This window comes from Pseudomonas sp. CBZ-4, from assembly GCF_000346755.1.
Classification (GTDB): Bacteria; Pseudomonadota; Gammaproteobacteria; order Pseudomonadales; family Pseudomonadaceae; genus Aquipseudomonas.
In genome coordinates, this window is sequence record NZ_ANNV01000175.1 from 17,282 (window position 1) to 41,825 (window position 24,544).

Genomic DNA, 24,544 nt, shown 5'->3' on the forward strand with positions numbered 1-24,544 from the left:
AAGGCCATCTATCAATGAGGATGTCACTCATCGCTGCGTTGGGATTTTTATCGCTGATACACGCGTCACTCTCCCTCGCGGAGAATAGCAACGGCAAGAATCTCTTTTCACAGCGATGCGCCATGTGTCACGGAGCCGACCTCAAAGCCACAGGACCACTGGCCAATAAAAGCACCCCGCCTACGCCCAACCTGACTACACCTGCCTTCAAGAAACGGCTGGATGATTACCCGGGCGTCATCGTGTCTTCGATCATCCTTCGCCCCAATGGCGACTTGATTCCACGCACCTTGCGGGAGAACGGGGTAAAGCTCGCGCCGCATACGTGGACCATCCAGGACCTGCGCGACTTGAATGAATACATGAGTGGCGCGATCACCAAAGCCCGATGAACAGGCGGAAAAGGCACAGCCATAAATTAGGGAACGTCTGATATTCGCGGGTTTCGATGCTGAATAGAGTGCTTCATTGTTCAGAAAACTCTATCGGTATCAACATGACGCTTTGGAAAAGTTTATTGGCCAGTGCTGCCACAGTATTACTGGCTTACTCATCGAGTGCTGCAGCAGCCTGCGCCTCGAATAGCAGCGCACTTACCATTAATTTCGGAAAAAATCTAACTCAGAGCATTACGACACCCCAAGATGTACCGAACGGAACGGTACTTTACTCGGAAACTTCCGCGGTAATGCCAAAGTTTGACCTTTATTGCCAAAACGCAACACTCGGCTTTAACGTCAATCCTGCTTTGGGTAGTGCGACCACTGGAACGGTCTTTCCTTTAGGAGTGCCAGGGCTCTCGTTCCGAATATATTTCGGTGGCTTTTATGTAGCCACGCCAGCACTTGAATCCGGTAACATCACCTTTTTCTACCCCTCTACAAGTTACCGCCTTGAAATCATCAAGTCTGGCGAGCTTTTATCACAGAGCCCGGTCCCTGCAATCTCACTGGGAGAGTTCCGAGGCGATAACTTGAAAGTAATCACGTTCAACCTAATCAATCCAGTGACGGTGAATGCTGCGTCCTGCCAAACACCGTCGGTATTTGTGGCGATGGGTGACGATTACCAATTGTTTGAATTCGACAACACTGGCGACGCGCCTCGCCCCATAAAATTCGACCTGTCGTTGAACAACTGCCAACGAGGAATACAAAAAGTCACTTACCAACTCCAGGCCAATACGCCGGTCATCGACGCGCAAAAAGGCATTGTCGCACTGAGCGGCGCATCCACCGCCAAAGGCATCGGCTTGCAGCTGAAGAACGATGCAGGCCAACCCATTGTGCTAAACACGCCTTATGTATTCAGCGGGTTCAACACCACGGGTACCGACTTCAAAATCCCGTTAACCGCCGCTTATATTCGCCTGGCGGACAGCACCCTCCAAGCTGGCAGCGCCAATTCGGAAGTCACCTTTATCGTGAATTACCTGTAAAGAGGAAGGTCGTCTCATTTACCGTCAGAAGCGGCCATTCAAAAAATCGTGAACTCGCAACCTCCGAAAGCCATTTAGTGCCCCTCCTCCACTGCCACCCCAAGCGCATTGCCGGCCAAGGTCTGCCACTCAGTCGGCAGGCTCTTGTTGTGCATCCCAATAGAGCCCCAATCCCAGATCTGTCCCAGATGGCCATTTTCCAAACACCAGAAACCACAAACCCCCGGTTTCCTCTAGGAAAACCGGGGGTTTGTGTTTACTTAATGTGGCGGTGAAGGAGAGATTCGAACTCTCGATACAATTTCTTGTATACACACTTTCCAGGCGTGCTCCTTAAGCCACTCGGACACTTCACCGTATCTCGTCAAACCAGTTCAGTCTGTCGAGGCGCGCTAATGTAGTCGAAAGCCTTTCAGATGGCAAAGGTTTTTTTCAGAATTTTCATGCGCTTAGCGGGATATGCCATTCCATGCCCGGCAAGGGGCGGTGTTTCTGCCATTCTCGGGCACCAGCAGCGCACGCCCGGGGAGGCTGTTGTGCCCTGCCCTAGGCTGTCCGGCGCTGGGCAAGCGGGAAAAGTCTGACTGGGTAGTCAGTCATGGCGCTTTACCGAGACGGGCGTGGTGGGTAACGTCTGTGCATGCTCGTCTATAAACAGCCTATCTATAACAAGTCCTACAAGGAACCGCGTCATGAGTGAGTTGATTGCTTACCACCTCGAAGACGGTATCGCGACCCTGACGTTGAGCAACGGCAAGGTGAATGCCATTTCTCCCGATGTGGTCAGTGCGTTTAATACAGCGCTGGATCAGGCGGAGAAGGATCGGGCGGTGGTGATCATCACCGGCACGCCGGGGATTTTGTCCGGTGGTTATGATTTGAAGGTCATGACTGCCGGTCCTAAAGAGGCAATCGGTTTGGTGACGTCGGGTTCGACCCTGGCGCGCCGCCTGTTGTCGCACCCGTTCCCGGTGATTGTGGCGTGCCCTGGGCATGCGGTGGCCAAGGGCGCGTTCCTGTTGTTGTCGGCGGATTATCGGATTGGCGTCGAAGGCCCGTTCAGCATTGGCCTGAATGAAGTGGCCATCGGCATGACCATGCACCACGCCGGGATCGAGTTGGCGCGGGATCGTCTGCGCAAGTCGGCGTTTCATCGTTCGGTGATCAATGCCGAGATGTTCGACCCGCAGGGCGCGTTGCAGGCTGGCTTCCTCGATAAGGTGGTGGCGCCTGAAGAACTGCACGCTGCCGCCCTGGAAGCCGCACGCCAGTTGAAGAAGATCAATATGAATGCGCACAAGCACACCAAATTGAAGGTGCGCAAAGCGCTGCTGGAGGCCTTGGACGACGCCATCATCCAGGATCAGGGCCATAACCTGAGCTGACCGCCTACATCCGCAGCACTAGAGCCCGACCTTGAGTCGGGCTTTTTCTTACAAAGAAATCCGAAACACCTTTAGCCGCTCTAGCCAGCCGCTGCTGGCACATGTTGAAACATGTACTAAAACATCGCCTATCTCCTACCTCTACAGGGGTAATTGCCGAATACAGTGCACATCCGTACACTGCGCCACCTTTTGTCTCGATAGGCCGTGTCGATGCTTTTTCTGTTGCGTATGTTGTTGATGGGCCTGCATTTTATGATCGCGGGCGTGCTAGGCGTGCTCGTCGGGATCTGCCGGCCGTTCAACCCGGACAACAGTCGCCTGTGCGCACGCCTCTATGCGCTGCCGGCCATGTGGATCCTGGGGCTGAACGTCAAGACCGAGGTGGATTCGCTGCGAGACAAGCCCAGCGGTTGCGTGATCATCGCCAACCACCAGTCCAACTATGACCTGTTTGTGTTTGGCAACGTGGTGCCCTATCGCACCGTGTGCATCGCCAAGAAAAGCCTGAAGTGGGTGCCGCTGTTCGGCCAGTTGTTCTGGCTGGCGGGCAATGTGCTGATCGACCGGGGCAACGCGCACAAGGCGCGCCGGGCGATGCTCACCACCACCGATACGTTGCAACACAAGGACACGTCGATCTGGGTGTTCCCGGAAGGTACGCGCAATCTGGGCAAGGGGTTGCTGCCGTTCAAGAAAGGCGCGTTCCATATGGCGATTGCGGCCGGCGTGCCCATCGTGCAGGTGTGTGTAAGCAATTACGTCACGCATATGCGGCTGAATCGCTGGAACAGTGGTGATGTGCTCATACGCTCGCTGCCGCCGATTCCTACGGCTGGGATGACGGTGGATGACGTGCCGAGGTTGATGCAGGCGTGTCAGGCGCAGATGGAAGCTTGCATTGCGCAGATGGATCTTGAGTTGCAAGTGGGCTAAGACTTTGGGGGCGCTTCGCGCCCCAGCGCGAGCAAGCTCGCTCGCCACAACTAGCTCGCTCGGCACAGTGAGCAGCCGCAACGGAACGCCTTTCAGGCTAAGCTGCCCAACACCTGTCCTCCTAATAAGAAGTGATCAGCACCATGGGTAGAGTTGTTGCGGCCGCCGTCTACAGCGCCGGTAAGAAAGTTACGGATATCACCCTTGACGAAGGCGCGGCCTGGGCCGCCAAACCCAATCACTTTGTCTGGATCGGCCTGGAAGAACCCAACGCCCAGGAGCTGGCCAACCTGCAACGCCAGTTCAACCTGCATGAACTGGCCATCGAAGACGCCCTGGAGAAACACAGCCGCCCGAAGCTGGAAACCTTCGGCGATGCGCTGTTTATCGTCACCTACTCACCGGTGCGCGAGAACGGCAAGCTGGTGTTTATCGAGACCCATATCTTTGCCGGCAACGGCTACATCATCACCGCCCGTAACGGTCACTCGGCGTCCTACGGCTTTGTGCGCCAGCGCTGTGAGGCGCGGCCGCTATTGCTGGAGCATGGGGAAGATTTCGTACTCTATGCGTTGCTGGATTTCGTCACCGAGAACTACCAGCCGGTCAGCGAAGCGATCCATGCCGAGATCGATGAGCTGGAGCGCAACGTGCTGTGCAGCTCATTAAGTGAACGCGACATCCAGAAGATTCACGGCCTGCGCCGCGATGTACTGCGGCTCAAGCGTTATGTGGCACCGATGGTGGAGATCAGCCAGGAGCTGCAGAAGCTGAGCTTTCCGTTTATCGACAAGAACATGCGCCCGTATTTCCGTGATGTGCAGATCCACGTCACGCGGCAGATGGAAGACCTCACCACCCTGCGCGATATCGCCAGCCAGACCATCGAGATCGGTGTGTTGCTGGAGGCCTCGCGCCAGAGCGTGGTGCAGCGCAAATTCGCCGCGTGGGCGGCGATCCTTGCGTTCCCCACGGCGGTGGCGGGGATTTATGGGATGAACTTCCAGAACATGCCCGAGCTGCAATGGCACTACGGCTATTTTGCGGTGCTCGGGTTTATCGCATTTGGCTGCACCGGGCTGTGGGCCAGCTTCAAGCGTTCGGGCTGGCTTTAAGCCGCAGCGCCGGGCTTGTGCGCCACAAAGCGCATCATCCATTCCGCCACGGTCACGCCGTGGTGGTCATGTTCCAGGCTGGCCACGCCGCTGCTGTAGATCTGCTCGCCGAGGTTCTGCTGGCGAATATCCAGCAAGGCGCGGGAGTAATCGTGGATAAATTCCGGGTGGCCCTGGAAGCACAGCACCTGATCATTGATGTGGTACGCGGCAAACGGGCAGAAATCGCTGGAGGCGATGACGGTGGCGTTTTCCGGTAGCGCGGTGACCTGGTCCTGGTGGCTGATCAACAGGGTCAGTTCCTCCACCACCGGGCTGATCCACGGTGCCTTGGCGGCCATTTGATAGTTGTGGATGCCCACGCCCCAGCCTTGGCTCGCGCGCTCGCTCTTGCCGCCCAGCAGCAGCGCCAGCAACTGGTGGCCGAAGCAGATGCCCAACAGTTTGTCGCCGCGCTCGTAGCGGTTGAGCAGGTAGGTCTTGAGGGTCTGGATCCATGGGTCGGTGCCGAAGGAGTCGGCCTTGCTGCCGGTGACGAGGTAGGCATCGAACACCTGGTCGTCCGCCGGGTAATCGCCATTCATCACGTTATAGACGATGAACTCGGCCGCAATCGGCTGCTGGGAAAACAGACGCTGGAACATCTGCCCATAACCCTGATATTGATCCACCAACTCCGGGCGCAGGACATCGGTTTCCAGAATGCAGACGCGTAGCGACATAAAAAATACCTGACACGGTGATGGGAATAATGCACAGCCCAGAGCCTGCCTTGAAATACCCCTTCAAGGCAAGCCCTGCCCGTGCGCCCATCTGCTAGAAGCTAGCACCCTGTGCGGCTTTTTCCAGCAGCAACGCCGGCGGTGTGAAGCGCTCACCATACTGCTCGGCCAAATAGCGGGCGCGGGCGACAAAGTCGTTCAGGCCATACTGATTGATGAACTGCAACGCGCCGCCACTCCACGCGGCGAAGCCGATGCCGAAGATCGAGCCGACGTTGGCGTCCGCCGTGGACATCAGCACGCCCTCCTCCACACACCGCACGGTTTCGATGGCCTGGATAAACAGCAAGCGGTCGCGCACATCCTGCGCAGAGATGCGTTGATCAGGTCGCTCAAAGCGCGCTTTCAGTTCCGGCCACAGCTGCTTCTGGCCACCCAAGGGGTAATCGTAAAAACCGCCGCCTGCCGCCTTGCCCAAGCGCTTGTACTCGTTGACCAACAGATCAATCACCAGCGTCGCCGGATGCGTCGGCACGGCCTTGCCTTCGGCCTGTAGATCCTTGGCCGTCTGCTGTCGGATATGGCTCATGAGGCTGAGGGACACTTCATCGGATACCGCCAACGGCCCTACCGGCATACCGGCCTTGCGCGCTTCGGTCTCGATCATGGGCGCGGCCACGCCTTCGCCCAGCATGGCGATGCCTTCGTTGGTAAAGGTGCCGAACACCCGTGAGGTGAAGAAGCCGCGACTGTCATTGACCACAATCGGGGTTTTCTTGATTTGCAGTACGAAGTCGAAACCTCGCGCCAGGGTTTCGTCCGAGGTGTGGGCGCCTTTGATGATTTCCACCAGGGGCATCTTGTCCACCGGGCTGAAGAAATGCAGGCCGATAAACTTGCCTTGGTCCGGCACCGCCGTTGCCAGCCCGCTGATGGGCAAGGTGGAGGTGTTGGAGGCGATCACCGCGTCGGCACCGACCACACGTTGCGCCGCCGCGGAGACCTTGGCCTTGAGTTCGCGGTCTTCGAACACCGCTTCGATGATCAGATCGCAGCCGGCCAAGTCTGCGTCCTCGGCCGTAGGATGAATCCGCGCGAGGATGGTTTCCCGCTGTTCGGCGCTCAATTGCCCACGGCTGACTTTCTTGTCCAGCAACGCCGCCGAGTGTGCCTTGCCCTTCTCGGCCGCCGCCAGATTGATGTCCTTGAGCACCACCTCGACCCCGGCGCTGGCGCTGACGTAGGCGATACCCGCGCCCATCATCCCGGCGCCGAGCACGCCGACCTTGCGCGTGACATAGGGCGCAAAGCCTCGCGGCCGGGAGCTGCCGGCGTTGATTTCATTGAGTTGAAACCAGAAGGTGCCGATCATGTTTTTCGCCACTTGCCCGGTCACCAGCTCGGTGAAATAGCGGGTTTCGATCACATGCGCGGTGTCGAAATCCACCTGGGCGCCTTCCACGGCGGCACACAGGATTTTCTCCGGCGCGGGGAAACAGCCCTGGGTTTTACTGCGCAGGATCGACGGCGCGATGGCCAGCATCTGCGCGACTTTGGGATTCGAGGGCGTACCGCCGGGGATCTGGTAACCCTTGTTGTCCCACGGCTGTTTGGCTTCGGGATTGGCGAGGATCCAGGCGCGGGACTTGGCCAGCAGCTCATCGCGATCCGCCGCCAGTTCATTGAGCAACCCGGCCTGCAACGCTTGTTGTGGCCGGACTTTCTTGCCCTCCAACAAGTACGGCAAGGCCTTTTCCAGCCCGAGCAGGCGCACCATGCGCACCACGCCACCGCCGCCCGGCAGCAAACCCAGGGTAACTTCCGGCAGGCCGAGTTGCACCGACTTGTCGTCCAGCGCGACCCGGTAATGGCACGCCAGGCAAATCTCCCAGCCGCCGCCCAGCGCTGCGCCATTGATCGCGGCGACCACCGGCTTGCCAAGGGTTTCCAGGCGGCGCAGTTGCGCCTTGAGCACCCGTACGCCGTCGTAGAAATCCTTGGCGTGGGCCTTGTCGACCTTGATCAGTTCATTGAGGTCGCCGCCGGCAAAAAAGGTCTTCTTCGCCGAGGTGATGACCACGCCGGCCAGCGTGTCTTTTTCTGCTTCCAGGCGTTCGACCGTCGCGGCCATGGCCTCGCGGTACGCGCCGTTCATGGTGTTGGCGCTCTGGCCGGGCATGTCGAGGGTCAGCACGACGATCCGGTCCTGGCCTTTTTCGTAGCGAATGGCTTGGGTCATGATGGATTCCTTGGGCTCAGAGCCGTTCGATGATGGTGGCGATGCCCATGCCACCGCCGACACACAGGGTGGCCAGGCCGTAGCGCTGCTGGCGTGTTTCCAGCTCGTCGAGCAAGGTGCCGAGAATCGCGCAGCCGGTGGCGCCCAAGGGATGGCCCATGGCGATGGAACCGCCGTTGACGTTGACCCGGGCAGCGTCGATGCCCATGTCCTTGATGAATTTGAGGACCACCGAGGCAAACGCTTCGTTGACTTCAAACAGGTCGATGTCTTCCACGCGCAAGCCGGCCTTGGCCAGGGCCTTGCGCGTCGCCGGCGCAGGGCCGGTGAGCATGATGGTCGGGTCGGTACTGGTCACCGCCGTGGCGACGATGCGTGCACGAGGTTGCAGGCCCAGCTCGCGGCCCTTGGCTTCGGAGCCGATCAGCATCAGCGCGGCGCCGTCGACAATCCCGGAACTGTTGCCGGGGGTGTGTACGTGGTGGATGCGCTCGACATGGCTGTAGACCCGCAACGCGGTGGCGTCGAAGCCCATCTGCCCGATCATTTCGAAGCTGGGCTTGAGCTTGCCGAGGCCTTCGAGGGTGGAGTCGCCACGGATGAACTCATCGTGGTCGAGCAATACGATGCCGTTCTGGTCCTGCACCGCGATCAGCGATTTGTTGAAGGAACCGTCTGCACGGGCCCTGGCCGCTTTCTGCTGGGAATGTAGGGCGAAGGCGTCCACATCCTCGCGCGTGAAGCCTTCCAGGGTGGCGATCAGGTCCGCGCCGATGCCCTGGGGGGTGAAGTGGCTGTGCAGGTTGCTTTGCGGGTCCAGCACCCAGGCGCCACCGTCGCTGCCCATGGGCACGCGGGACATGGATTCGACGCCGCCGACCACCACCAGGTCTTCAAAGCCGGAACGCACCTTCATCGCGCCGAGGTTCACCGCTTCCAGGCCCGAGGCGCAGAAGCGATTGACCTGCACGCCGGCGACGCTGATGTCCCAGTCCGCCACCAGCGCAGCGGTCTTGGCGATGTCGGCGCCCTGGTCGCCCACGGGAGTGACACAACCGAGGACGATGTCATCCACCTGATGTGTGTCGAGGTCAGTGCGCCGGGCCAGCGCATTGAGCAGGCCGGCCACCAGGTTTACCGGTTTGACGCTGTGCAAGGCGCCGTCAGCCTTGCCTTTGCCACGGGGCGTGCGTATCGCATCAAAGATCAAAGCTTGGGTCATGACGTCCTCGAACCGCTGTGCATGTGTGCCCCTTACCTTAGGCCCGATTGACACGGTTTCAATGACGGATGCGCTCATTGCTTTTGACCCCCACGCTCGGACGAACGGTAGGCAGTGCGGGCCATCAGCGGGTTAATCGTTTTAGCTGTCTAGCCAACGGTCTGGCGCCAAGATGGCGTTAAGCCTCATGCCTTTTTTAGCGCAAATATTGCTTAGCTGATATGAAATGGATCTAAGCCACGCAGAACGAGGGCTCTAAGGTTGAATCAGTAGGAGGCTGCTGCCGGGTTTTGCTGGAGCAGCTGTAAGAAAAGTGTCACGCCACAGCGCAATACTGAAATTGACCGGCACGTATTTGACGCTCAGGAATAACAACAAAAGGCAGTCAGCCATGTTCAAACATTCGAAAGTACGTCAGGCGGGACTTATTCTGTTCGCCACCACACTGATTCTGATCCTGCCCAATCTGACCAAGGTCATTGGGTGACCCTTCAGCCCACACATTCCGTGCACACACAGCATCAGGACTGCAGCTTTTGGCAGCGCCTGCCGGGACATTGCGCATAGCGCTCCCGTTGCAGGCGCTGTCTTTTTGCCTGCGCATTTCCGGTATCGTGGGCGCCATTGCCACTTGTATCGGGCCTTCCTCTTGAAATCGATCCTCGCCCTGCTCGCCTTGTTCATCACCCTGCCGGTCGCGGCGGCGCAATTGACCGTCGAACTGGACCACGCCAGCAAGACCTGGCAGACCGCTGAGCTGCTCAAACACCCGGATGCGCAAACGGTGCGGATCGTCGAGGACGTTTCCTACAAGCGCGACATGACTTATCACGCAGTACCAATGGCGGTGCTCCTACCCGGCCTTGACCCGCAGAGCCATCTGCAAGCGGTTGCCCTGGATGGGTTCGCCGCCGAACTCGCTGCTGCCCCGCTGCTGGAGAAACGTGGCGCCCGCGCCTGGCTGGCGGTGGAGGACCCAGCGCACCCATGGCCCGCACTGGCGCCAGGCAAACCGAGCGCCGGGCCGTTTTACCTGGTGTGGACTGACCCGCAAGCCGGTCATATCAGCCCGGAACAGTGGCCGTTTCAGGTCGCCGCGATCAAGCAGTTGAAGAGCGTGGCCGAGCGGTTTCCGGCCCTGTTGCCAGATCCGAAACTGGCCGGCGACGATCCGATCAACCAGGGCTTTGCGCTGTTCCAGAAGAATTGCCTGGCCTGTCACCGGCTCAATGGCGCTGGCGATGCGCAGGTGGGGCCGGACCTGAATATTCCCTACAACCCCACGGAGTATTTCGGCGGGGATTTCCTCAAGCGTTATATCCGTGACCCGCAAAGCCTGAGGCACTGGCCGCAGGCGAAGATGCCGGGGTTTGCGGCCAGTGTGTTGCCGGATAATGAGCTGGATTTGTTGGTGGGGTATTTGAAGCATATGGCAGGGCGTAAACAACATCCCTGAGTACAACCTATATCAACTGTGGGAGCTGGCTTGTCGGGTCGCCGCATCGCTGCGATAGCGGTGGGTCAGCTAAACAGGTACTGGCTGATAGTCCGCTATCGCAGGCAAGCCAGCTCCCACAGGGGATTGGATGTGCCTGTGGGAGCACTGTCAGCCCTTCCAACACAGCGCCCACAGCTGATCACCTTCGCCTACTGTTGCTGCACCGCAATCACCGGCGTCGGCGCCACGAATACCTTGGCATGCATCTGCTCATGCCCGCCGCCACGGCGCATGCCGCGCACCGGGCAGGCGTCGAGGTAATCCAGGCCCACAGCCAGCTTCAAATGCCGCTCGGGCCGTGCGAGCTGGTTGGTCACGTCAAAGCTGTACCAGGCGTCATCCAGCCAGGCTTCGGCCCAGGCGTGGCTGGCCAGGTGCGCGCTGTCTTCGGTGTACAAATACCCCGACACATAGCGCGCCGGCACGCCAAGGCTGCGGGCGCAGGCGAGGAACGCGTGGGTGTGGTCCTGGCACACGCCCGCGCCGCCGGCAAAGGCTTCGGCGGCGCTGGTGTCCACTTCGGTGGCGCCGGGGGTATAGACCATCGAGTGATTCAGCGCCTGCATCAGGTCGATCAACGCATTGCGGTCGCGACGTTGCTGGCAGTGCTGCCGGGCAAAGCCGCGCAGGGCTTCGTCGGCCTCGGTCAGGCGGGTGCTGCGCAGGAAGGGGAACGCGGACTGGCTCTCGTGTTCGGCTTCGCGCAGCTCGTCGATGTCGACCTGGCCACGGGCGCCGATGATGATGGCGTCGTGGGGTTCGTCCAGGGTCAGCACGTGCAGGATATTGCCGAACGGGTCCACTTGGGCGCGCACCGGGCGTGGCAGGTCGAGTTGCCAGCTGAGGACGTGCTGGCGCTCGCTGTCGTGGGGCGTAAGGCGCAGGTACTGGATGCTCGCGCGAACCTGGTCGTCGTAGTGGTAGGTGGTTTCGTGGCTGATGGAGAGTCTCATGCGGCCTCCAGGTAGGAACTGTAGATGGCGTCGCCCAACTGGCGTACCAAGGGGATAAAGTCGGTCAGCCAGGCGTGCAGGCCTTCCTCGAGGATTTCATCGATGGCGGTAAAGCGCAGGCGCGCGTCCATCTCGGCGGCCAGGCGCTGGGCCGGGCGACCGTTGAGGCCGGGCAGGCTGGCGAGGATCTGGTCGATTTCCTCGCTGCAGGCGCGCAGCGAACGCGGCACATCGGCGCGCAACAGCAGCAACTCGGCGACTTGCCGCGCGCCAGGCGCATCACGGTAGATCTCGGTGTAGGCCTCGAACGAGGACAGCGCGCGCAGCAAGGCGCTCCATTGATAGTAGGCGTGGGCCGTGCCGTCGGTGACCGCTGCGGCTTGGTCGCCGGCCATTTCGTAGCGCGCATCCAGCAGGCGCAGGGTGTTGTCGGCCCGTTCGATAAAGGTGCCCAGGCGAATAAACCGAAAGGCGTCGTTGCGCATGATGGTGCCGTAGGTCGCGCCGCGAAACAGGTGGGAGCGTTCCTTGACCCACTCACAAAAGCGGCTCATGCCGTAGCGGCTCAGGCCTTGCTGGGCGATATCGCGAATATCCAGCCAGGTGGCATTGATGTTTTCCCACATGTCGGCGGTGATTCGCCCACGCACCGCATGGGCGCTGGCCCGCGCCGCGCCGAGGCAACTGTAGATGCTCGCCGGGTTGGCCGCATCCAGGGCGAAAAAGTGCAGCAGGTGTTCGGCGTGCAGTTCACCGTGGCGCTCGCGGTAATCATCCAGGGTGCCGGTGATCAGCAGCGGCATCGCCAGTTCGTGCAGGCCATCACCGCGCCCATCCTGGGGCATCAGCGACAGCGAATAGCTGACATCGAGCATGCGCGCGAGGTTTTCCGCGCGCTCCAGGTAGCGCGACATCCAGTACAGATCCGAAGCAGTTCTACTCAGCATGGCATCAGTCCTCCACCACCCACGTGTCTTTGGTGCCGCCGCCCTGGGACGAATTGACCACCAGCGAACCTTCGCGCAGCGCCACGCGGGTCAGGCCGCCCGGCACGACGCGGGTTTCCTTGCCGGACAAGACAAACGGGCGCAGGTCGATATGGCGCGGCGCGATGCCGTTTTCGACAAAGGTCGGGCACGTGGACAAACACAAGGTGGGCTGGGCGATATAGGCGTGGGGCTTGGCCTTGATGCGTGCGCGGAAGGCTTCGATCTCCGCCGCGGTGGACGCAGGGCCCACCAGCATGCCGTAACCGCCGGAGCCTTGGGTTTCCTTGACTACCAGATCCGGCAGGTTGGCCAGCACGTGGGACAGTTCGTCGGGCTTACGGCACTGGAAGGTCGGAACGTTCTTCAGGATCGGTTCTTCATCCAGGTAAAAACGGATCATATCGGTGACGAAGGGGTACACCGACTTGTCATCCGCGACCCCGGTGCCGATGGCGTTCGCCAGCACCACATTGCCGCAGCGATAGGCCGCGAGCAGGCCGGGCACGCCGAGCATGGAGTCGGGGTTGAACGCCAGCGGATCGAGGAAGGCGTCGTCGAGGCGGCGATAGATCACATCCACCGCCTTGGGGCCGTCGGTGGTGCGCATGAAGACGCGGTCGTCGCGCACGAACAGGTCGGCGCCTTCCACCAGTTCCACGCCCATTTCACGGGCCAGGAAGGCATGTTCGAAGAACGCGCTGTTGAAGCGGCCCGGGGTCAGCACCACCACGCTGGGGTTGTCCAGCGGGCTGGAGCTTTTCAGGGTGTCGAGCAGCAGGTTGGGGTAATGGTCGATGGGGGCGATGCGCTGGGCGGCGAACAGTTCGGGGAACAGGCGCATCATCATCTTGCGGTCTTCGAGCATGTAGCTGACGCCGCTGGGGGTACGCAGGTTGTCTTCGAGCACGTAGTAGGTGCCGTCGCCATCGCGTACGAGGTCGACCCCGGAGATGTGGGAATACAGGTCGCGGTGCAGGTCCAGGCCCTGCATCGCCAACTGGTACTGCTCGTTGGCCAGCACCTGCTCGGCGGGGATGATCCCGGCCTTGATGATGCGCTGCTCGTGGTACAGGTCGGCGAGAAACATGTTCAACGCCTTGACCCGCTGGATGCAGCCGCGCTCGACAATCCGCCATTCACTGGCGGGAATGCTGCGCGGGATCGTGTCGAAGGGAATCAGGCGCTCGGTGCCCTGTTCGTCGCCGTAAAGGGTGAAGGTGATCCCGGCGCGGTGAAACAGCAAATCGGCTTCGCGCCGGCGCTGGGCCAGCAGTTCAGCGGGGGTTTCGGCCAACCAGCGGGCGAATTCGCGGTAATGGGGACGGACCTGCCCTGCCCCATCGTACATTTCATCGTAATAAGTGCGGATCATGCCGTACTCCTTGTCACCCGGACGCAAGAACCATCGCAAGGCCCGTGCCAGCGGCATAAACACTTAAAAATCAGTGAGTTGAATAAAAACAGAAATCCAGCCGCACCGTCCTGGTGCGAGGAATGCCCGCCGTCCTGTCGTACGCTTCATCGCAATGCGAGCTTTGACTATCAACAGCATAGTCAGAGTTGATTTCACTGCCCGGTCACGCCTGCGGATAATCGCGCTCATCTGCTGAACCCGCTCCTTTCAGCACACCGCTCTTCCCTTTAGGCCACCCTTGCTGGGTGGCTTTTTTTTGGTGCCGAAAAAGGTCACGCAAGTTCCGAAAAGTTTTCCTACGGCACAAACAAAATCGGCCGACCCAAAGGTCAGCCGATACGCTGTGTTTCTCATACTGCTACATGGGTAACCCACGCACCTCCTGCTTGACGCCCCAGCCTTCGATGATCCCGCCGAGAGGTTCGACCACTGCTTCAAAGTCTTGCTCGAAGTCGCCTATGCCGTCGTAGGTGGCAAACATGATCTTGCTCAGTTCCAGGTACCAGGCGCCATCGTCGCGCGCGCTGACCTGGGCATTCAGGGATTCCCCACGAAACTCACCCGCAGCCCTGCGCGCCCGTTCCTCATCCGGGAAAATGGCGTAGAACTCGATGGGGTGAAAACGCGAGAAGTCGAAGCCGCCTTCTTTCATGCGGCGCAGAACGTTGGTGCTGATGTCTTCTTGATAGGCTGTGCTCATGAAAAGTGCTCCTCTAACCGATGGATAGACTTTCCGTGCTTCCCGAAGCCCACGCCGCAATGGCGTGGGTACCACGGCAATGACAACACCGCTGGAAAACAAGCATGTAGCTGACAAGACCAGACCTTAGCGATTCATTCGCTGATCTCGATTGCAGAGTAGCGCGAAGCTATCACCTCCACCAGAGGCGCTTTAATGGCAATCAGGGAATGTTCAGGCGGCAGGCGAGATGTCGAGGATTTGAATGCTGTTCTGGTCTTTGAGGATCTTGACCGTCGGCTCGGGCTTGCGCCCCTCAAGGTCATTGAGGTCAAGTTCGGCGGCCACCGGTACCAGTTTGTTGCGGATCATGTGCGCGGCGTCTTCGAGGCTGGGTTTTTCAGTGCAGGCAAACTGCTCCACCGAGGTCTCGCCATGATCGTCAACGAAGGTAATTTTCCACGTTTGCATCGGTGCCTCCTCGATAAAGCCCGTGTGTGGGCTCACATCCATCTGGACCTTGAGGGTTCGCCAAACGTTCCACTCAAGGCCGGAGGCACCTGATCAACTGCGCTTACTTCTCGGCGTGGTCCTTGAGGGCTTTCAAGGTGTTGAACGGCGCGTCCACCACGAACTTGTTGGCCAACCACGATGGCACGCTGCCGCCTGGCTCGGTGTGTACTTGATAGGTGACTTCGGTCAGGTTGTCGCCTTTTGGCACCAGCTTCCAGAAACCCTCGACCTGGGCGACACGCACGTAGCCTTTGACTTCCGGCTGATAGGTGGGCACTTCCAGCAACTTGCGGGTGAGCGTGCCGTCGGCGGCCTTGGAGGTGGTGATCTCCAGGATGGAGTCACGGTCGGTCACCGGGAACGGTGCCTTGAACTGGGTGTAGGTCCAGCTCTTGTCGCCTTCCTGCTTGAGCAGTTTTTGCGATTTGCACTCGTGAATCCAGGAACAGGCGCCCGCCACGTCTTCTTGCAGCGCCTGGATCTTGGCCACCGGCGCCTTGATCGTGGTCACACCGCGATACGCCTTGTACTTGGAGCCAGCGACTTCGCTCAGCGACACCTTGATCCCGTCTTCGTCCTTGGCGACCTGCCAATCCTCAGCCTGGGCAGTGGCAGCAAACATCACCGTAAAACCGCACAACACAGCCATTCGTTTCAGCGAACCCATTGTTGTATTCCTTATTGTTGAAGTTCCGATAGTAAAGCCCATCAAGCCGCCGTCATCTGCTCCCACCAGCCGATCAAGCGGATCGCATCGGCCTGGTCGGTGCCGCAGACCTCGATATCCGCCTTGAAATCACTGCACACCGCCGGTCGCTCCGGTTGCCCGAACAGTTGGCACAGCTGTTCGACCGACAGGTGCAGGCAGCGTTCGCCCGCCGGTTTGCCCTGTGGCATTCCGGGGAGTGGCGAACTGATGGAGGGGGCGATGCAGCAAGCGCCACAGCCTTCACGGCATTTCATGACCAGCAGGTCCTCGACGACTCAATGTGGATGGCCGGGCTAGAGTACGCCCTTAAACAGCCGTTTTAAAATGGTCTAACAGGGGTTTTTCGCAGAAAACAAAAGTGACTGACCAGTCTGCGACAGATGGTCGAAGGGCGCCGTCACGTTTGTGGGAAAAGTTTACTGCTTGAACTCGAATTCCAACGCTGCACCTTCCACGTCACGGCGCTCTTCGTTGCGCAGTTGCAGCTTCATCTCATTGCTGAGCAGGCGGCCGTTGATCTGGAAGGCGCTGTTGTCGGTGGGTTTCTCACCGAACATCGGCGGCAGCAAGGGCACGCTCTTGGGTTTGGGCATGGTGCCAATGGGCTGCAAGTGCCTGACCATGTCCGAAGGCAGGGACAGGTCCAACTGTGCCGGTGGCAATTTAGTCTGGGCCACTTCGTTGGCGGACTTGCTGGCTTTCGCTGCGCGTTTTTTCGCTGCAGGCGCTTTCTTTTTCGCCACTGGGGCTTTTTTCGCCGGCGTCTTTTGCTCGGCAGCGACAGGTGCGCGTTCCGTCACAGGCGCCGCCGCCAGCACGGTGCCGACGTTGCACAGGCTTAGCAGGCCAATCACCCAGACAGCACGAAAAATAGAGGTCATATCGCCAACAGCATTAACGGCAGAGGGCCATATGCTCGCTTGTTGTGCGCGGCATGACAAGCGTGGTGATTAGCCTACTACCGATCATGCCCCTGTTCCGGGGTTCAAAAGCCCGCTGCGGTTTCCTGGCACAACTGGCTGGCGAGCATCCCCAAGGTCATCAGCGCGCGCTCTGCCTCGCGGTTCCACGGCGTGCCGCAGTTGAGACGGATACAGTGGTTGAACTGCTCGGTGTTACTGAAAATCAGCCCCGGCGCAATGCTGATGCCCTGTTGCAGGGCGCGTACGTGCAGTTCCTGGGTATTGACCCGCCCCGGCAAACTGACCCACAGGATAAAACCACCACTGGGACGGGTCATCTGCGTGCCTTCGGGGAAGTACTGCTGCACCGCCAGCTGGAAGGCGTTGAGGTTCTTGCGATATTCCTGGCGGATATAGCGCAGGTGACGATCATAACCACCGTTTTCCAGGTAGGCCGCGACGCCCATCTGCGTGACGCTGCACGCCGAATGGGTGCTGAACATCTGCAAGCGCTGGATTTCCTGCTGGTACTTGCCGGCAATCATCCAGCCGATCCGCACGCCCGGGGACAAGGTCTTGGAAAAGCTGGAGCAGTAGATCACCCGATCCAGGCGGTCGTAGGCTTTCAAGGCCTTGGTGCGACCGACTTCGAACATCAGCTCGCCGTAGATATCATCCTCGACGATCTGGATATCGAAGTCCGACGCCAGGCGCAGCAACTGTTTCTGCCGCTCCTCGGGCATGGTGCCGCCGAGGGGATTGCTCAGGCGCGTGGTCAGCACCAGGGCCTTGATCGACCATTGGTTGGCCGCCAGTTGCAGGGCTTCCAGGCTCATGCCCGACGCCGGGTCGCTGGGAATCTCGATGACCTTGAGGCCGAGCAGGTCAGCCAGTTGCAGCAAGCCGTAATAAGTCGGCGACTCCGCAGCGATCAGGTCGCCGGGGCGCGTCAGCACCCGCAGCGACATCTGCAATGCATCCACGCAACCGTGGGTGATCACCACTTCGGACGGGTCCACCACCACGCCCGCATCGCGCATGCGGATCGCCACCTGGCGCCGCAGCGGCTCGAAACCGGGGCTGAACATGTAGCTGAACGCCCGTGGGCTCTGGAAGCGCGTGACCTTGGCCAACTGCTGGTGCAGTGCGCGCACCGGCAAGTAATCCACACTCGGCACGGCGGCGCCCAGCGGGAACACGCCTTCGCGGCGCGACTCGACCAATACCTGCTGGATGATGCTGCTGCGGGTGACCAACCCTGGGCGCTCTACACGGGCGATGTCTGGCGTCGGCGCGGTGAGCGCGGGCGTCTGGTGCACGTAGTAGCCGGACTGCGGCCGCGCGCGGATCAGCCCCTGGTCTTCCAGGTTGGCGTAGGCCTGCAACACCGTGGCATGGCTGACGTTGAGCTGGGAGCTCATCTTGCGCACCGAAGGCACACGCTCGCCCGGTTGATAGACACCGCGCCGGATATCCTCAGCCAGTTGCTGGGCGATACGTTGGTAGAGCAACAGATTGGTCATGACGCAGCACTCGATTTCACGGGTATTTTATTTTTGTGTGAAACATACCGGCACAGTTTAGAAGTGTACGGGGACAGTTGCCACAATAGTCGAGCGCGGGCGGGAGTGACAGTAAAAACTGTAAGGGTGCTTAAGTGCCTTTTGGGTGTACACCAAACAAAATGTGGGAGCGGGCTTGCCCGCTCCCACACAAGCCCGCTCCACATTTGAATTGGTAGCTGGCTTTTAGCGAGCAGCGCCCAGTTGGCCTTTCTCGTCGGAGAACACAATCTCTACCCGACGGTTCTGCGCCCTGCCCCGCTCGGACGCGTTGGCCTCCACCGGATACTGGTCGCCATACCCTTCGACCTGGATGCGTTTTTCATCGATGCCCAGGTCCACCAACACATCGGCCACCGATTGCGCGCGGTCACGGGACAGTTTGAGGTTTTCCTGTTCGCCACCGGTGCTGTCGGTGTAACCCTCGATGCGCACCACGCGCTTGGGGTTCAGTTGCAGGAACTGGACGATTTTCAACACGGTGCGGTTCGCCGAGTTTTTCAGCTCGGCTTCGCCGGTATCAAACAGCACATCGCCCAGGGTCATCACCAAACCGCGATCGGTCTGGGTGGTGGTCAGGCTGGCGATCTGTTCTTCGAGCCATTTGCCCTGCTGCTGCACGCTGGTCAGCTTGTTTTCCCGCAGGGCCAATTGCAGGCGCTGGCGTTCCAGTTCGAGCTTGGCGCCCCGTTCGGCGTTGAGCGCCTGCTCGGTGTGTTCGCGGGCGATGGCGCTGTAGCGCTGGCTCAGGTAGGCGTAATGCGCAACGTCGTTGCCGCTGCCCCAGTAGCTGGACAGGCGGTCGGCACGGGCCAGGGACTCGCCGGCGCGGATCACATCCTTGGGCGCGAAGCGCAGCACGTTGGCGTCTTCCTTGACCTTCTGGAAGTCGCTGCCCGCCTGCTGCAAGGCCTGCTCACTGTTGGGATGGCTGGCACAACCGCCCAGCACCGCGCTGCTCACCAGCAACGCGCAGCTCAGACCACGGATCAGCGGGCTCATTGGGCTTCTCCCAACTGCAGCTGTTTGCGCAGGCGTGTGATGCGGGTGTTGAGCACGTTCAACTGCTCCTGGCTCTTGCGGGTCAGCACTTGGGCTTCGGCCAGGCGCGCATCCAGTTCAGCCTGTTCGGCGCGCATGCGCGCGTTTTTGTAGGACTCATCGGCCATGCTGCCCTGGGCCCGGGCGAACTTGGCTTCGGCCAGTTTCAATTCAGCCGATTCATCCGCGTTGGCACCTACGGCACTGGCTTGTTCCAAGGCTTGCTGGGTGAGGCGCATTTGTTCAATCGGCGCAGGATCGCTCGCACATCCCGCCAGAGCTACAACGGCGAGGGCCGCGAAAAGAGGTCGAAGAGTCACTGAAAATCCTTACTTTGCTGGGGTGCCGACAGGTTGCTGCAATTGCGCTTTCCAACGTTCCAGATTGCTCTGCAACGCTGCTTGCGCCACACCGGAGGCCGACAATTCTGTCATCTTTTTGGCCAACTGTCCGCGTAGCCACGGATCATTGCAGGCGGAGTTGTGGGAAATCGCCAGGTACAGGCCGGGCTGATCGACCGGCACTTCATGGGCGATCAAGTCATTGCTCATCCCCAGGGTCTGGGCCATGGCCATGCCGGAGTAACGTCCGGCGAGGACGTAATCCACTTCGCCAAGCAGCAGTTTCTGGAAGGCCGGCGTCAAGCTGGGCAAGCGTTGCAGGGTGAGTTGCTGGCCGGCGAAGGTTTCGAAACCGGCGCTCAAGCGTGCACGCTCCGAGACCGCGCCCTTGTGCCCGTGCAGGTCGGTGGCGGTGGTGTAGGCCAGCGCCGAATCCTTGCGCGTCCACACCAGGTAATCGGTGTGCACCAGTGCCGGGTGGATGTAGTCGAGGGTGTCCAGTTCGCCGAGGTTCAGCGGTGCATCGGCGAGGATGTCCATGCGCCCGCTGCGCACTTCGTCCAGGGCCAGGGAGCGTTTGCCGCCGTAGAGCAGGTCAACCTTGAGGCCGAGGTCCTTGGCCACTTGTTGCAACACATCGGCGGTGGCACCGATCAGCCGCGTGGGGTCTTGGGGGTCGCGCCAGAGCAAGGGCGGTGCGTCCGGGCTGCCGGTGATCACCAGGCGTTCGCATTTGCCGGCGGCCAGCGTCAGGCCTGGCAGCAGCGTGAGGCCCAGCAGTACAGTCCAGCGACGCAATTCCATGGGGAAGTTCTCCAGCCAGTCAAAAAAAAAGCCCGGTCACAAGGACCGGGCTCTTTATAAGTGAAGCGGCTGGATTAGACCAGCTTCTCCAACTCAGGTACGGCGTCGAACAAGTCCGCGACCAGGCCGTAGTCAGCCACCTGGAAGATCGGTGCTTCTTCGTCCTTGTTGATCGCAACGATCACTTTGGAGTCTTTCATACCGGCCAAGTGCTGGATCGCGCCGGAGATACCGACCGCGATGTACAGCTGTGGCGCAACGATCTTGCCGGTCTGGCCGACCTGCATGTCGTTGGGTACGAAACCTGCGTCGACGGCCGCGCGGGAAGCGCCGACCGCAGCGCCCAGCTTGTCGGCCAGGGCGTACAGGTGCTTGAAGTTGTCACCGTTCTGCATGCCACGGCCGCCGGAAACGACGATCTTGGCAGCGGTCAGCTCAGGACGATCCGACTTGGCCAGCTCTTCACCGACAAAGCTGGAGGTGCCAGCGTCGTGGGCAGCCGCGACGGCTTCAACGGCAGCCGAACCACCTTCAGCGGCAACCGGGTCGAAACCGGTGGCGCGCACGGTGATGACTTTTACCGAAGCGGTCGATTGCACGGTAGCAATGGCGTTACCGGCATAGATCGGGCGCTTGAAGGTGTCAGCGCTTTCAACCGAGATGATCTCGGAGATCTGGTCAACGTCCAGCTGCGCGGCAACGCGTGGCAGGATGTTTTTGCCGTTGGAGGTCGCAGCAGCCAGGATGTGGCTGTAGCCAGCGCCAAGTTCTGCGATCAGCGGGGCAACGTTTTCCGGCAGCTGGTGAGCGTACGCGGCGTTGTCGGCCAGCAGTACCTTGCTCACGCCAGCGATTTTCGCCGCGGCTTCAGCCACGGCGCCAGCGCCTTGGCCTGCTACCAGCACGTGAATGTCGCCACCGATTTTAGCGGCAGCAGCCACGGTGTTCAGGGTGGCCGGGGCCACGACCTTGTTGTCGTGTTCAGCGATTACCAAGATAGTCATGATCAGATTACCTTCGCTTCGTTCTTCAGTTTCTCGACCAGTTCAGCCACCGACTTGACCTTGATGCCCGCGCTGCGTGCAGCCGGGGCTTCAACTTTTACAGTCTTGTTGGTGGAGGCGGTGGAAACGCCCAAAGCTTCAGGAGTAACCGACTCAAGCGGCTTCTTCTTGGCTTTCATGATGTTTGGCAGGGACGCATAGCGCGGCTCGTTCAAACGCAGGTCGGTGGTGACGATGGCCGGCAGTTTCAGGGAAACCGTCTGGGCGCCGCCGTCGATTTCACGGGTCACAGCTACGCTGTCGCCGCTCACTTCGACTTTGGAGGCGAAGGTGCCTTGGCCGTAACCGGTCAGGGCAGCCAGCATCTGGCCAGTCTGGTTGTTGTCGCTGTCGATGGCTTGTTTGCCAAGGATCACCAGCTGAGGCTGTTCCTTGTCGACAACGGCCTTGAGCAGCTTGGCCACGGCCAGGGAGGTCAGGTCTTCGGCAGACTCGACCAGGATGGCACGGTCGGCACCCAAGGCCAGGGCGGTACGCAGCTGCTCTTGAGCAGTGGTAGGGCCGATGGAAACCACGACGATTTCAGTTGCCACGCCTTTTTCTTTGAGGCGTACGGCTTCTTCCACGGCGATTTCACAGAAAGGGTTCATCGACATCTTGACGTTAGCAAGATCGACGCCGGAATTGTCCGCCTTGACGCGAACTTTCACGTTGTAATCGACAACGCGTTTGACAGCTACAAGAACCTTCATGGATTCCTCGTTACTCTCCGGTGAAAAGAAAGTCGCCTAGGCGAACCTGGCGGTTGATGCTCATCGGCACACAAGGGCACCTCCAAAACCTTCGGCAGGGACCTTGCTCACGGGAAGTGATGACCGTTCGTCAGTGGTGACTGAGAGGTCATTCTTTATCGCGGCGTGTAAACTGCGCGCCATCATTTGGGCACGCATGCCTTTAGCCTGTCTTTGGACGTGCTCTTGAAACCCGCTGTCTGCCTACGGTAAGCGCAAAACCGACCGTATATTGACCGGAACGCCTATTCTGGTCAATACGCCAAAATAGCCAGTCATAAGCCGCGTTGCTTTGATTTACCTAGCCTGCGGCCAATTCAAACAAACGTTTGTATTGGACGCTAGCAGTGGTCTATATATAATGCGCCACCTAGAGAGAAAGGTGGGTCGGGCCTTCGCGCCAGACGACACCAAACCTCCACCCCATTAGAAAAAAAGCCTGTTGAGCCTTGAGTAGGAGATAACCTGTGGAACGCGAATACATGGAATTCGACGTGGTCATCGTCGGCGCTGGCCCGGCGGGCCTGTCTGCCGCCTGCCGACTGAAGCAGAAGGCCGCCGAAGCCGGTAAGGAAATCAGCGTCTGCGTGGTCGAGAAAGGCTCCGAAGTCGGCGCCCACATCCTCTCCGGTGCCGTGTTTGAACCACGCGCCCTGAACGAACTGTTCCCGGACTGGAAAGAGCTCGGCGCCCCGCTCAACACCCCCGTGGTGCGCGATGACATCTATGTACTGCGCAGCCCCGAAGCCTCCACCAAGGTTCCCGACTTCTTTGTGCCCAAGACCATGCACAACGAAGGCAACTACATCATCTCCCTGGGCAACCTGTGCCGCTGGCTGGCCCAGCAGGCCGAGAACCTGGGCGTGGAAGTCTACCCAGGCTTCGCCGCCCAGGAAGCGCTGTTCGACGAAAACGGCGTGGTGCGCGGGATCATCACCGGCGACCTCGGCGTCGACCGCGAAGGCCATCCAAAAGAAGGCGTCTACACCCCGGGCATGGAGCTGCGTGGCAAGTACACGCTCTTCGCCGAAGGTTGCCGTGGCCATATCGGCAAGCAACTGATCCAGCGCTTCAACCTGGACAGCGACGCCGACGCCCAGCACTACGGCATCGGCCTCAAAGAAATCTGGGAAATCGACCCCGCCAAGCATCAGCCAGGCCTGGTGGTGCACACCGCCGGCTGGCCGCTGGACATCATGAAGAACGAGAACACCGGTGGCTCGTTCCTCTATCACCTGGAAAACAACCAGGTTGTCGTGGGCCTGATTGTCGACCTGTCCTACAGCAACACCTTCCTGTCGCCGTTCGATGAATTCCAGCGCCTCAAGCATCACCCGGTGCTGGCCCAGTACCTGGAAGGCGGCAAGCGCATCAGCTACGGCGCCCGCGCCATCTGCAAAGGCGGCCTGAACTCGCTGCCGAAGATGGTGTTCAACGGTGGCGCGCTGATCGGTTGCGACCTCGGCACCCTGAACTTCGCCAAGATCAAGGGCAGCCACACCGCGATGAAATCCGGCATGCTCGCTGCCGACGCCGTGGCCGACCGCCTGTTCGCCGACTCCGAGGGCGGTGACGAACTGACCGCTTACGTCGACAGCTTCAAATCCAGCTGGCTGTACGAAGAACTCTTCGCCAGCCGCAACTTCGGCCCGGCGATGCACAAGTTCGGCCCGATCATCGGCGCCGGCTTCAACTGGTTCGACCAGAACATCCTCGGCGGCAAGATGCCGTTCACCCTGCACGACACCAAGCCGGACTACGCCTGCCTCAAGCTGGCGAAAGACAGCCAGAAGATCGACTACCCGAAACCCGACGGCAAGCTGAGCTTCGACAAGCTGAGCTCGGTGTTCCTCTCCAGCACCAACCATGAAGAAGAGCAGCCGTGCCACTTGAAGCTGAAAGACCCGAGCATCCCGATCGGCACCAACCTGCCGCTCTACGATGAACCGGCGCAGCGCTACTGCCCGGCTGGCGTGTATGAGGTGATCACCAAGGAAGACGGCGAGAAGCGCTTCCAGATCAACGCCCAGAACTGTGTGCACTGCAAGACCTGTGACATCAAGGACCCTTCGCAGAACATCACGTGGGTTACGCCGGAAGGCGCGGGCGGGCCGACTTACCCGAATATGTAAGCGCCAACTAAGGCTCCCAGATGGGAGCCTTTTTTTATAGCTGACACAACTCGGTCAAATGTGGGAGCTGGCTTGCCTGCGATAGCGGTGGGTCAGCTACACATAAGACACTGACAGACCGCTATCGCAGGCAAGCCAGCTCCCACATTGACTGT

At 60.0% G+C, this 24,544-nt stretch carries 24 protein-coding genes and 1 tRNA gene; 7 read left to right on the forward strand and 18 right to left on the reverse strand.

The genetic code is table 11. The features are described from left to right. The first annotated feature begins 14 nt into the window (after nt 1–14). Both B348_RS0127475 and B348_RS1000000131305 read left to right on the forward strand, forming a co-directional pair. Nucleotides 15–392, forward strand: coding sequence for a c-type cytochrome (locus tag B348_RS0127475; RefSeq protein ID WP_017739232.1), 378 nt, complete (start codon nt 15–17; stop codon nt 390–392). A 104-nt stretch (nt 393–496) separates the two neighbouring features. Then, nucleotides 497–1,438: a fimbrial protein gene (locus tag B348_RS1000000131305; RefSeq protein WP_081609301.1), complete on the forward strand. Its 942-nt coding sequence runs from the start codon at nt 497–499 to the stop codon at nt 1,436–1,438. Between the two features lie 266 nt (nt 1,439–1,704). Here the strand turns inward: B348_RS1000000131305 and B348_RS0127485 are convergent. Beyond that, a tRNA-Ser gene (locus B348_RS0127485) sits at nt 1,705–1,794 on the reverse strand. A gap of 336 nt (nt 1,795–2,130) precedes the next feature. Between B348_RS0127485 and B348_RS0127490 the strand changes: the two genes are divergently transcribed. From B348_RS0127490 to B348_RS0127500, 3 genes are all read left to right on the forward strand, one after another. Further along, complete coding sequence (locus tag B348_RS0127490) at nt 2,131–2,823, forward strand: crotonase/enoyl-CoA hydratase family protein (RefSeq protein WP_017739235.1); 693 nt, start codon at nt 2,131–2,133, stop codon at nt 2,821–2,823. 213 nt (nt 2,824–3,036) lie between these two features. Then, a complete protein-coding gene (locus tag B348_RS0127495; protein ID WP_017739236.1) occupies nt 3,037–3,759 on the forward strand; it encodes a 1-acyl-sn-glycerol-3-phosphate acyltransferase in 723 nt (240 codons plus the stop codon). 143 nt (nt 3,760–3,902) lie between these two features. Next, on the forward strand, nt 3,903–4,874 hold the full coding sequence (locus B348_RS0127500; RefSeq protein WP_017739237.1) for a magnesium and cobalt transport protein CorA: 972 nt from the start codon (nt 3,903–3,905) through the stop codon (nt 4,872–4,874). Here the strand turns inward: B348_RS0127500 and B348_RS0127505 are convergent. The 3 genes from B348_RS0127505 to B348_RS0127515 form a co-directional block, all read right to left on the reverse strand. Continuing rightward, a complete protein-coding gene (locus B348_RS0127505; RefSeq protein WP_017739238.1) occupies nt 4,871–5,596 on the reverse strand; it encodes an amidotransferase in 726 nt (241 codons plus the stop codon). The genes B348_RS0127500 and B348_RS0127505 overlap by 4 nt on opposite strands. A gap of 94 nt (nt 5,597–5,690) precedes the next feature. Next, nucleotides 5,691–7,835 carry a 3-hydroxyacyl-CoA dehydrogenase NAD-binding domain-containing protein gene (locus tag B348_RS0127510; RefSeq protein ID WP_017739239.1) on the reverse strand — a complete coding sequence of 715 codons (2,145 nt, stop codon included), beginning with the start codon at nt 7,833–7,835 and terminating at the stop codon, nt 5,691–5,693. Between the two features lie 16 nt (nt 7,836–7,851). Beyond that, nucleotides 7,852–9,057, reverse strand: coding sequence for an acetyl-CoA C-acetyltransferase (locus B348_RS0127515; protein WP_017739240.1), 1,206 nt, complete (start codon nt 9,055–9,057; stop codon nt 7,852–7,854). Nucleotides 9,058–9,706: 649 nt separating this feature from the next. Here B348_RS0127515 and B348_RS0127525 point away from each other — a divergent pair. Continuing rightward, nucleotides 9,707–10,513 (forward strand): cytochrome c, encoded by an 807-nt coding sequence (locus tag B348_RS0127525; RefSeq protein ID WP_017739241.1) that lies wholly within the window; start codon nt 9,707–9,709, stop codon nt 10,511–10,513. Nucleotides 10,514–10,704: 191 nt separating this feature from the next. Here the strand turns inward: B348_RS0127525 and B348_RS0127530 are convergent, their stop codons facing one another. From B348_RS0127530 to B348_RS0127595, 14 genes are all read right to left on the reverse strand, one after another. Beyond that, on the reverse strand, nt 10,705–11,508 hold the full coding sequence (locus tag B348_RS0127530; protein WP_017739242.1) for a transglutaminase family protein: 804 nt from the start codon (nt 11,506–11,508) through the stop codon (nt 10,705–10,707). Further along, nucleotides 11,505–12,455, reverse strand: a complete 951-nt coding sequence (locus B348_RS0127535; protein ID WP_026137110.1) for an alpha-E domain-containing protein — start codon at nt 12,453–12,455, stop codon at nt 11,505–11,507. Before B348_RS0127535 ends, B348_RS0127530 begins: the two co-directional genes overlap by 4 nt. 4 nt (nt 12,456–12,459) lie before the next feature. Then, the gene (locus tag B348_RS0127540) at nt 12,460–13,869 is read right to left on the reverse strand and encodes a circularly permuted type 2 ATP-grasp protein (protein ID WP_017739244.1); all 1,410 of its coding nucleotides are present in this window, start codon (nt 13,867–13,869) and stop codon (nt 12,460–12,462) included. A gap of 400 nt (nt 13,870–14,269) precedes the next feature. After that, nucleotides 14,270–14,611, reverse strand: coding sequence for a ribonuclease E inhibitor RraB (locus B348_RS0127545; RefSeq protein WP_015885395.1), 342 nt, complete (start codon nt 14,609–14,611; stop codon nt 14,270–14,272). Nucleotides 14,612–14,824: 213 nt separating this feature from the next. Continuing rightward, on the reverse strand, nt 14,825–15,061 hold the full coding sequence (locus tag B348_RS0127550; protein ID WP_026137111.1) for a hypothetical protein: 237 nt from the start codon (nt 15,059–15,061) through the stop codon (nt 14,825–14,827). 103 nt (nt 15,062–15,164) lie between these two features. Further along, on the reverse strand, nt 15,165–15,770 hold the full coding sequence (locus B348_RS0127555) for an START domain-containing protein (RefSeq protein WP_017739246.1): 606 nt from the start codon (nt 15,768–15,770) through the stop codon (nt 15,165–15,167). Between the two features lie 41 nt (nt 15,771–15,811). Then, nucleotides 15,812–16,066, reverse strand: coding sequence for a YkgJ family cysteine cluster protein (locus B348_RS0127560; protein WP_026137112.1), 255 nt, complete (start codon nt 16,064–16,066; stop codon nt 15,812–15,814). Nucleotides 16,067–16,228: 162 nt separating this feature from the next. Continuing rightward, the gene (locus B348_RS0127565) at nt 16,229–16,693 is read right to left on the reverse strand and encodes a hypothetical protein (protein ID WP_017739248.1); all 465 of its coding nucleotides are present in this window, start codon (nt 16,691–16,693) and stop codon (nt 16,229–16,231) included. Nucleotides 16,694–16,797: 104 nt separating this feature from the next. Continuing rightward, a complete protein-coding gene (locus tag B348_RS0127570) occupies nt 16,798–18,237 on the reverse strand; it encodes a PLP-dependent aminotransferase family protein (RefSeq protein WP_017739249.1) in 1,440 nt (479 codons plus the stop codon). A 225-nt stretch (nt 18,238–18,462) separates the two neighbouring features. Next, the gene (locus B348_RS0127575; protein ID WP_017739250.1) at nt 18,463–19,278 is read right to left on the reverse strand and encodes an OmpA family protein; all 816 of its coding nucleotides are present in this window, start codon (nt 19,276–19,278) and stop codon (nt 18,463–18,465) included. Next, on the reverse strand, nt 19,275–19,637 hold the full coding sequence (locus tag B348_RS0127580; RefSeq protein ID WP_026137113.1) for a DUF4398 domain-containing protein: 363 nt from the start codon (nt 19,635–19,637) through the stop codon (nt 19,275–19,277). Before B348_RS0127580 ends, B348_RS0127575 begins: the two co-directional genes overlap by 4 nt. A gap of 9 nt (nt 19,638–19,646) precedes the next feature. Next, the gene (locus B348_RS0127585; protein ID WP_017739252.1) at nt 19,647–20,462 is read right to left on the reverse strand and encodes an ABC transporter substrate-binding protein; all 816 of its coding nucleotides are present in this window, start codon (nt 20,460–20,462) and stop codon (nt 19,647–19,649) included. Nucleotides 20,463–20,536: 74 nt separating this feature from the next. Further along, nucleotides 20,537–21,466 (reverse strand): electron transfer flavoprotein subunit alpha/FixB family protein, encoded by a 930-nt coding sequence (locus tag B348_RS0127590; RefSeq protein ID WP_017739253.1) that lies wholly within the window; start codon nt 21,464–21,466, stop codon nt 20,537–20,539. A gap of 2 nt (nt 21,467–21,468) precedes the next feature. Beyond that, nucleotides 21,469–22,218: an electron transfer flavoprotein subunit beta/FixA family protein gene (locus tag B348_RS0127595; RefSeq protein ID WP_017138339.1), complete on the reverse strand. Its 750-nt coding sequence runs from the start codon at nt 22,216–22,218 to the stop codon at nt 21,469–21,471. Nucleotides 22,219–22,724: 506 nt separating this feature from the next. On the opposite strand from B348_RS0127595, the gene B348_RS0127600 reads away from it, so the two are divergent. Beyond that, nucleotides 22,725–24,389: an electron transfer flavoprotein-ubiquinone oxidoreductase gene (locus B348_RS0127600; RefSeq protein ID WP_017739254.1), complete on the forward strand. Its 1,665-nt coding sequence runs from the start codon at nt 22,725–22,727 to the stop codon at nt 24,387–24,389. Nucleotides 24,390–24,544: the final 155 nt, after the last annotated feature.

Coding starts and splice junctions, on each gene's coding strand:
- B348_RS0127535 (WP_026137110.1), bottom strand. CDS start 12,455: ATGCTGAGTAGAACTGCTTCGGATCTGTACTGGATGTCGCGCTACCTG.
- B348_RS0127570 (WP_017739249.1), bottom strand. CDS start 18,237: ATGACCAATCTGTTGCTCTACCAACGTATCGCCCAGCAACTGGCTGAG.
- B348_RS0127575 (WP_017739250.1), bottom strand. CDS start 19,278: ATGAGCCCGCTGATCCGTGGTCTGAGCTGCGCGTTGCTGGTGAGCAGC.
- B348_RS0127595 (WP_017138339.1), bottom strand. CDS start 22,218: ATGAAGGTTCTTGTAGCTGTCAAACGCGTTGTCGATTACAACGTGAAA.
- B348_RS0127475 (WP_017739232.1), top strand. CDS start 15: ATGAGGATGTCACTCATCGCTGCGTTGGGATTTTTATCGCTGATACAC.
- B348_RS0127565 (WP_017739248.1), bottom strand. CDS start 16,693: ATGACCTCTATTTTTCGTGCTGTCTGGGTGATTGGCCTGCTAAGCCTG.
- B348_RS0127550 (WP_026137111.1), bottom strand. CDS start 15,061: ATGCAAACGTGGAAAATTACCTTCGTTGACGATCATGGCGAGACCTCG.
- B348_RS0127500 (WP_017739237.1), top strand. CDS start 3,903: ATGGGTAGAGTTGTTGCGGCCGCCGTCTACAGCGCCGGTAAGAAAGTT.
- B348_RS0127505 (WP_017739238.1), bottom strand. CDS start 5,596: ATGTCGCTACGCGTCTGCATTCTGGAAACCGATGTCCTGCGCCCGGAG.
- B348_RS0127545 (WP_015885395.1), bottom strand. CDS start 14,611: ATGAGCACAGCCTATCAAGAAGACATCAGCACCAACGTTCTGCGCCGC.
- B348_RS0127495 (WP_017739236.1), top strand. CDS start 3,037: ATGCTTTTTCTGTTGCGTATGTTGTTGATGGGCCTGCATTTTATGATC.
- B348_RS1000000131305 (WP_081609301.1), top strand. CDS start 497: ATGACGCTTTGGAAAAGTTTATTGGCCAGTGCTGCCACAGTATTACTG.
- B348_RS0127555 (WP_017739246.1), bottom strand. CDS start 15,770: ATGGGTTCGCTGAAACGAATGGCTGTGTTGTGCGGTTTTACGGTGATG.
- B348_RS0127585 (WP_017739252.1), bottom strand. CDS start 20,462: ATGGAATTGCGTCGCTGGACTGTACTGCTGGGCCTCACGCTGCTGCCA.
- B348_RS0127490 (WP_017739235.1), top strand. CDS start 2,131: ATGAGTGAGTTGATTGCTTACCACCTCGAAGACGGTATCGCGACCCTG.
- B348_RS0127530 (WP_017739242.1), bottom strand. CDS start 11,508: ATGAGACTCTCCATCAGCCACGAAACCACCTACCACTACGACGACCAG.
- B348_RS0127515 (WP_017739240.1), bottom strand. CDS start 9,057: ATGACCCAAGCTTTGATCTTTGATGCGATACGCACGCCCCGTGGCAAA.
- B348_RS0127590 (WP_017739253.1), bottom strand. CDS start 21,466: ATGACTATCTTGGTAATCGCTGAACACGACAACAAGGTCGTGGCCCCG.
- B348_RS0127540 (WP_017739244.1), bottom strand. CDS start 13,869: ATGATCCGCACTTATTACGATGAAATGTACGATGGGGCAGGGCAGGTC.
- B348_RS0127510 (WP_017739239.1), bottom strand. CDS start 7,835: ATGACCCAAGCCATTCGCTACGAAAAAGGCCAGGACCGGATCGTCGTG.
- B348_RS0127560 (WP_026137112.1), bottom strand. CDS start 16,066: ATGAAATGCCGTGAAGGCTGTGGCGCTTGCTGCATCGCCCCCTCCATC.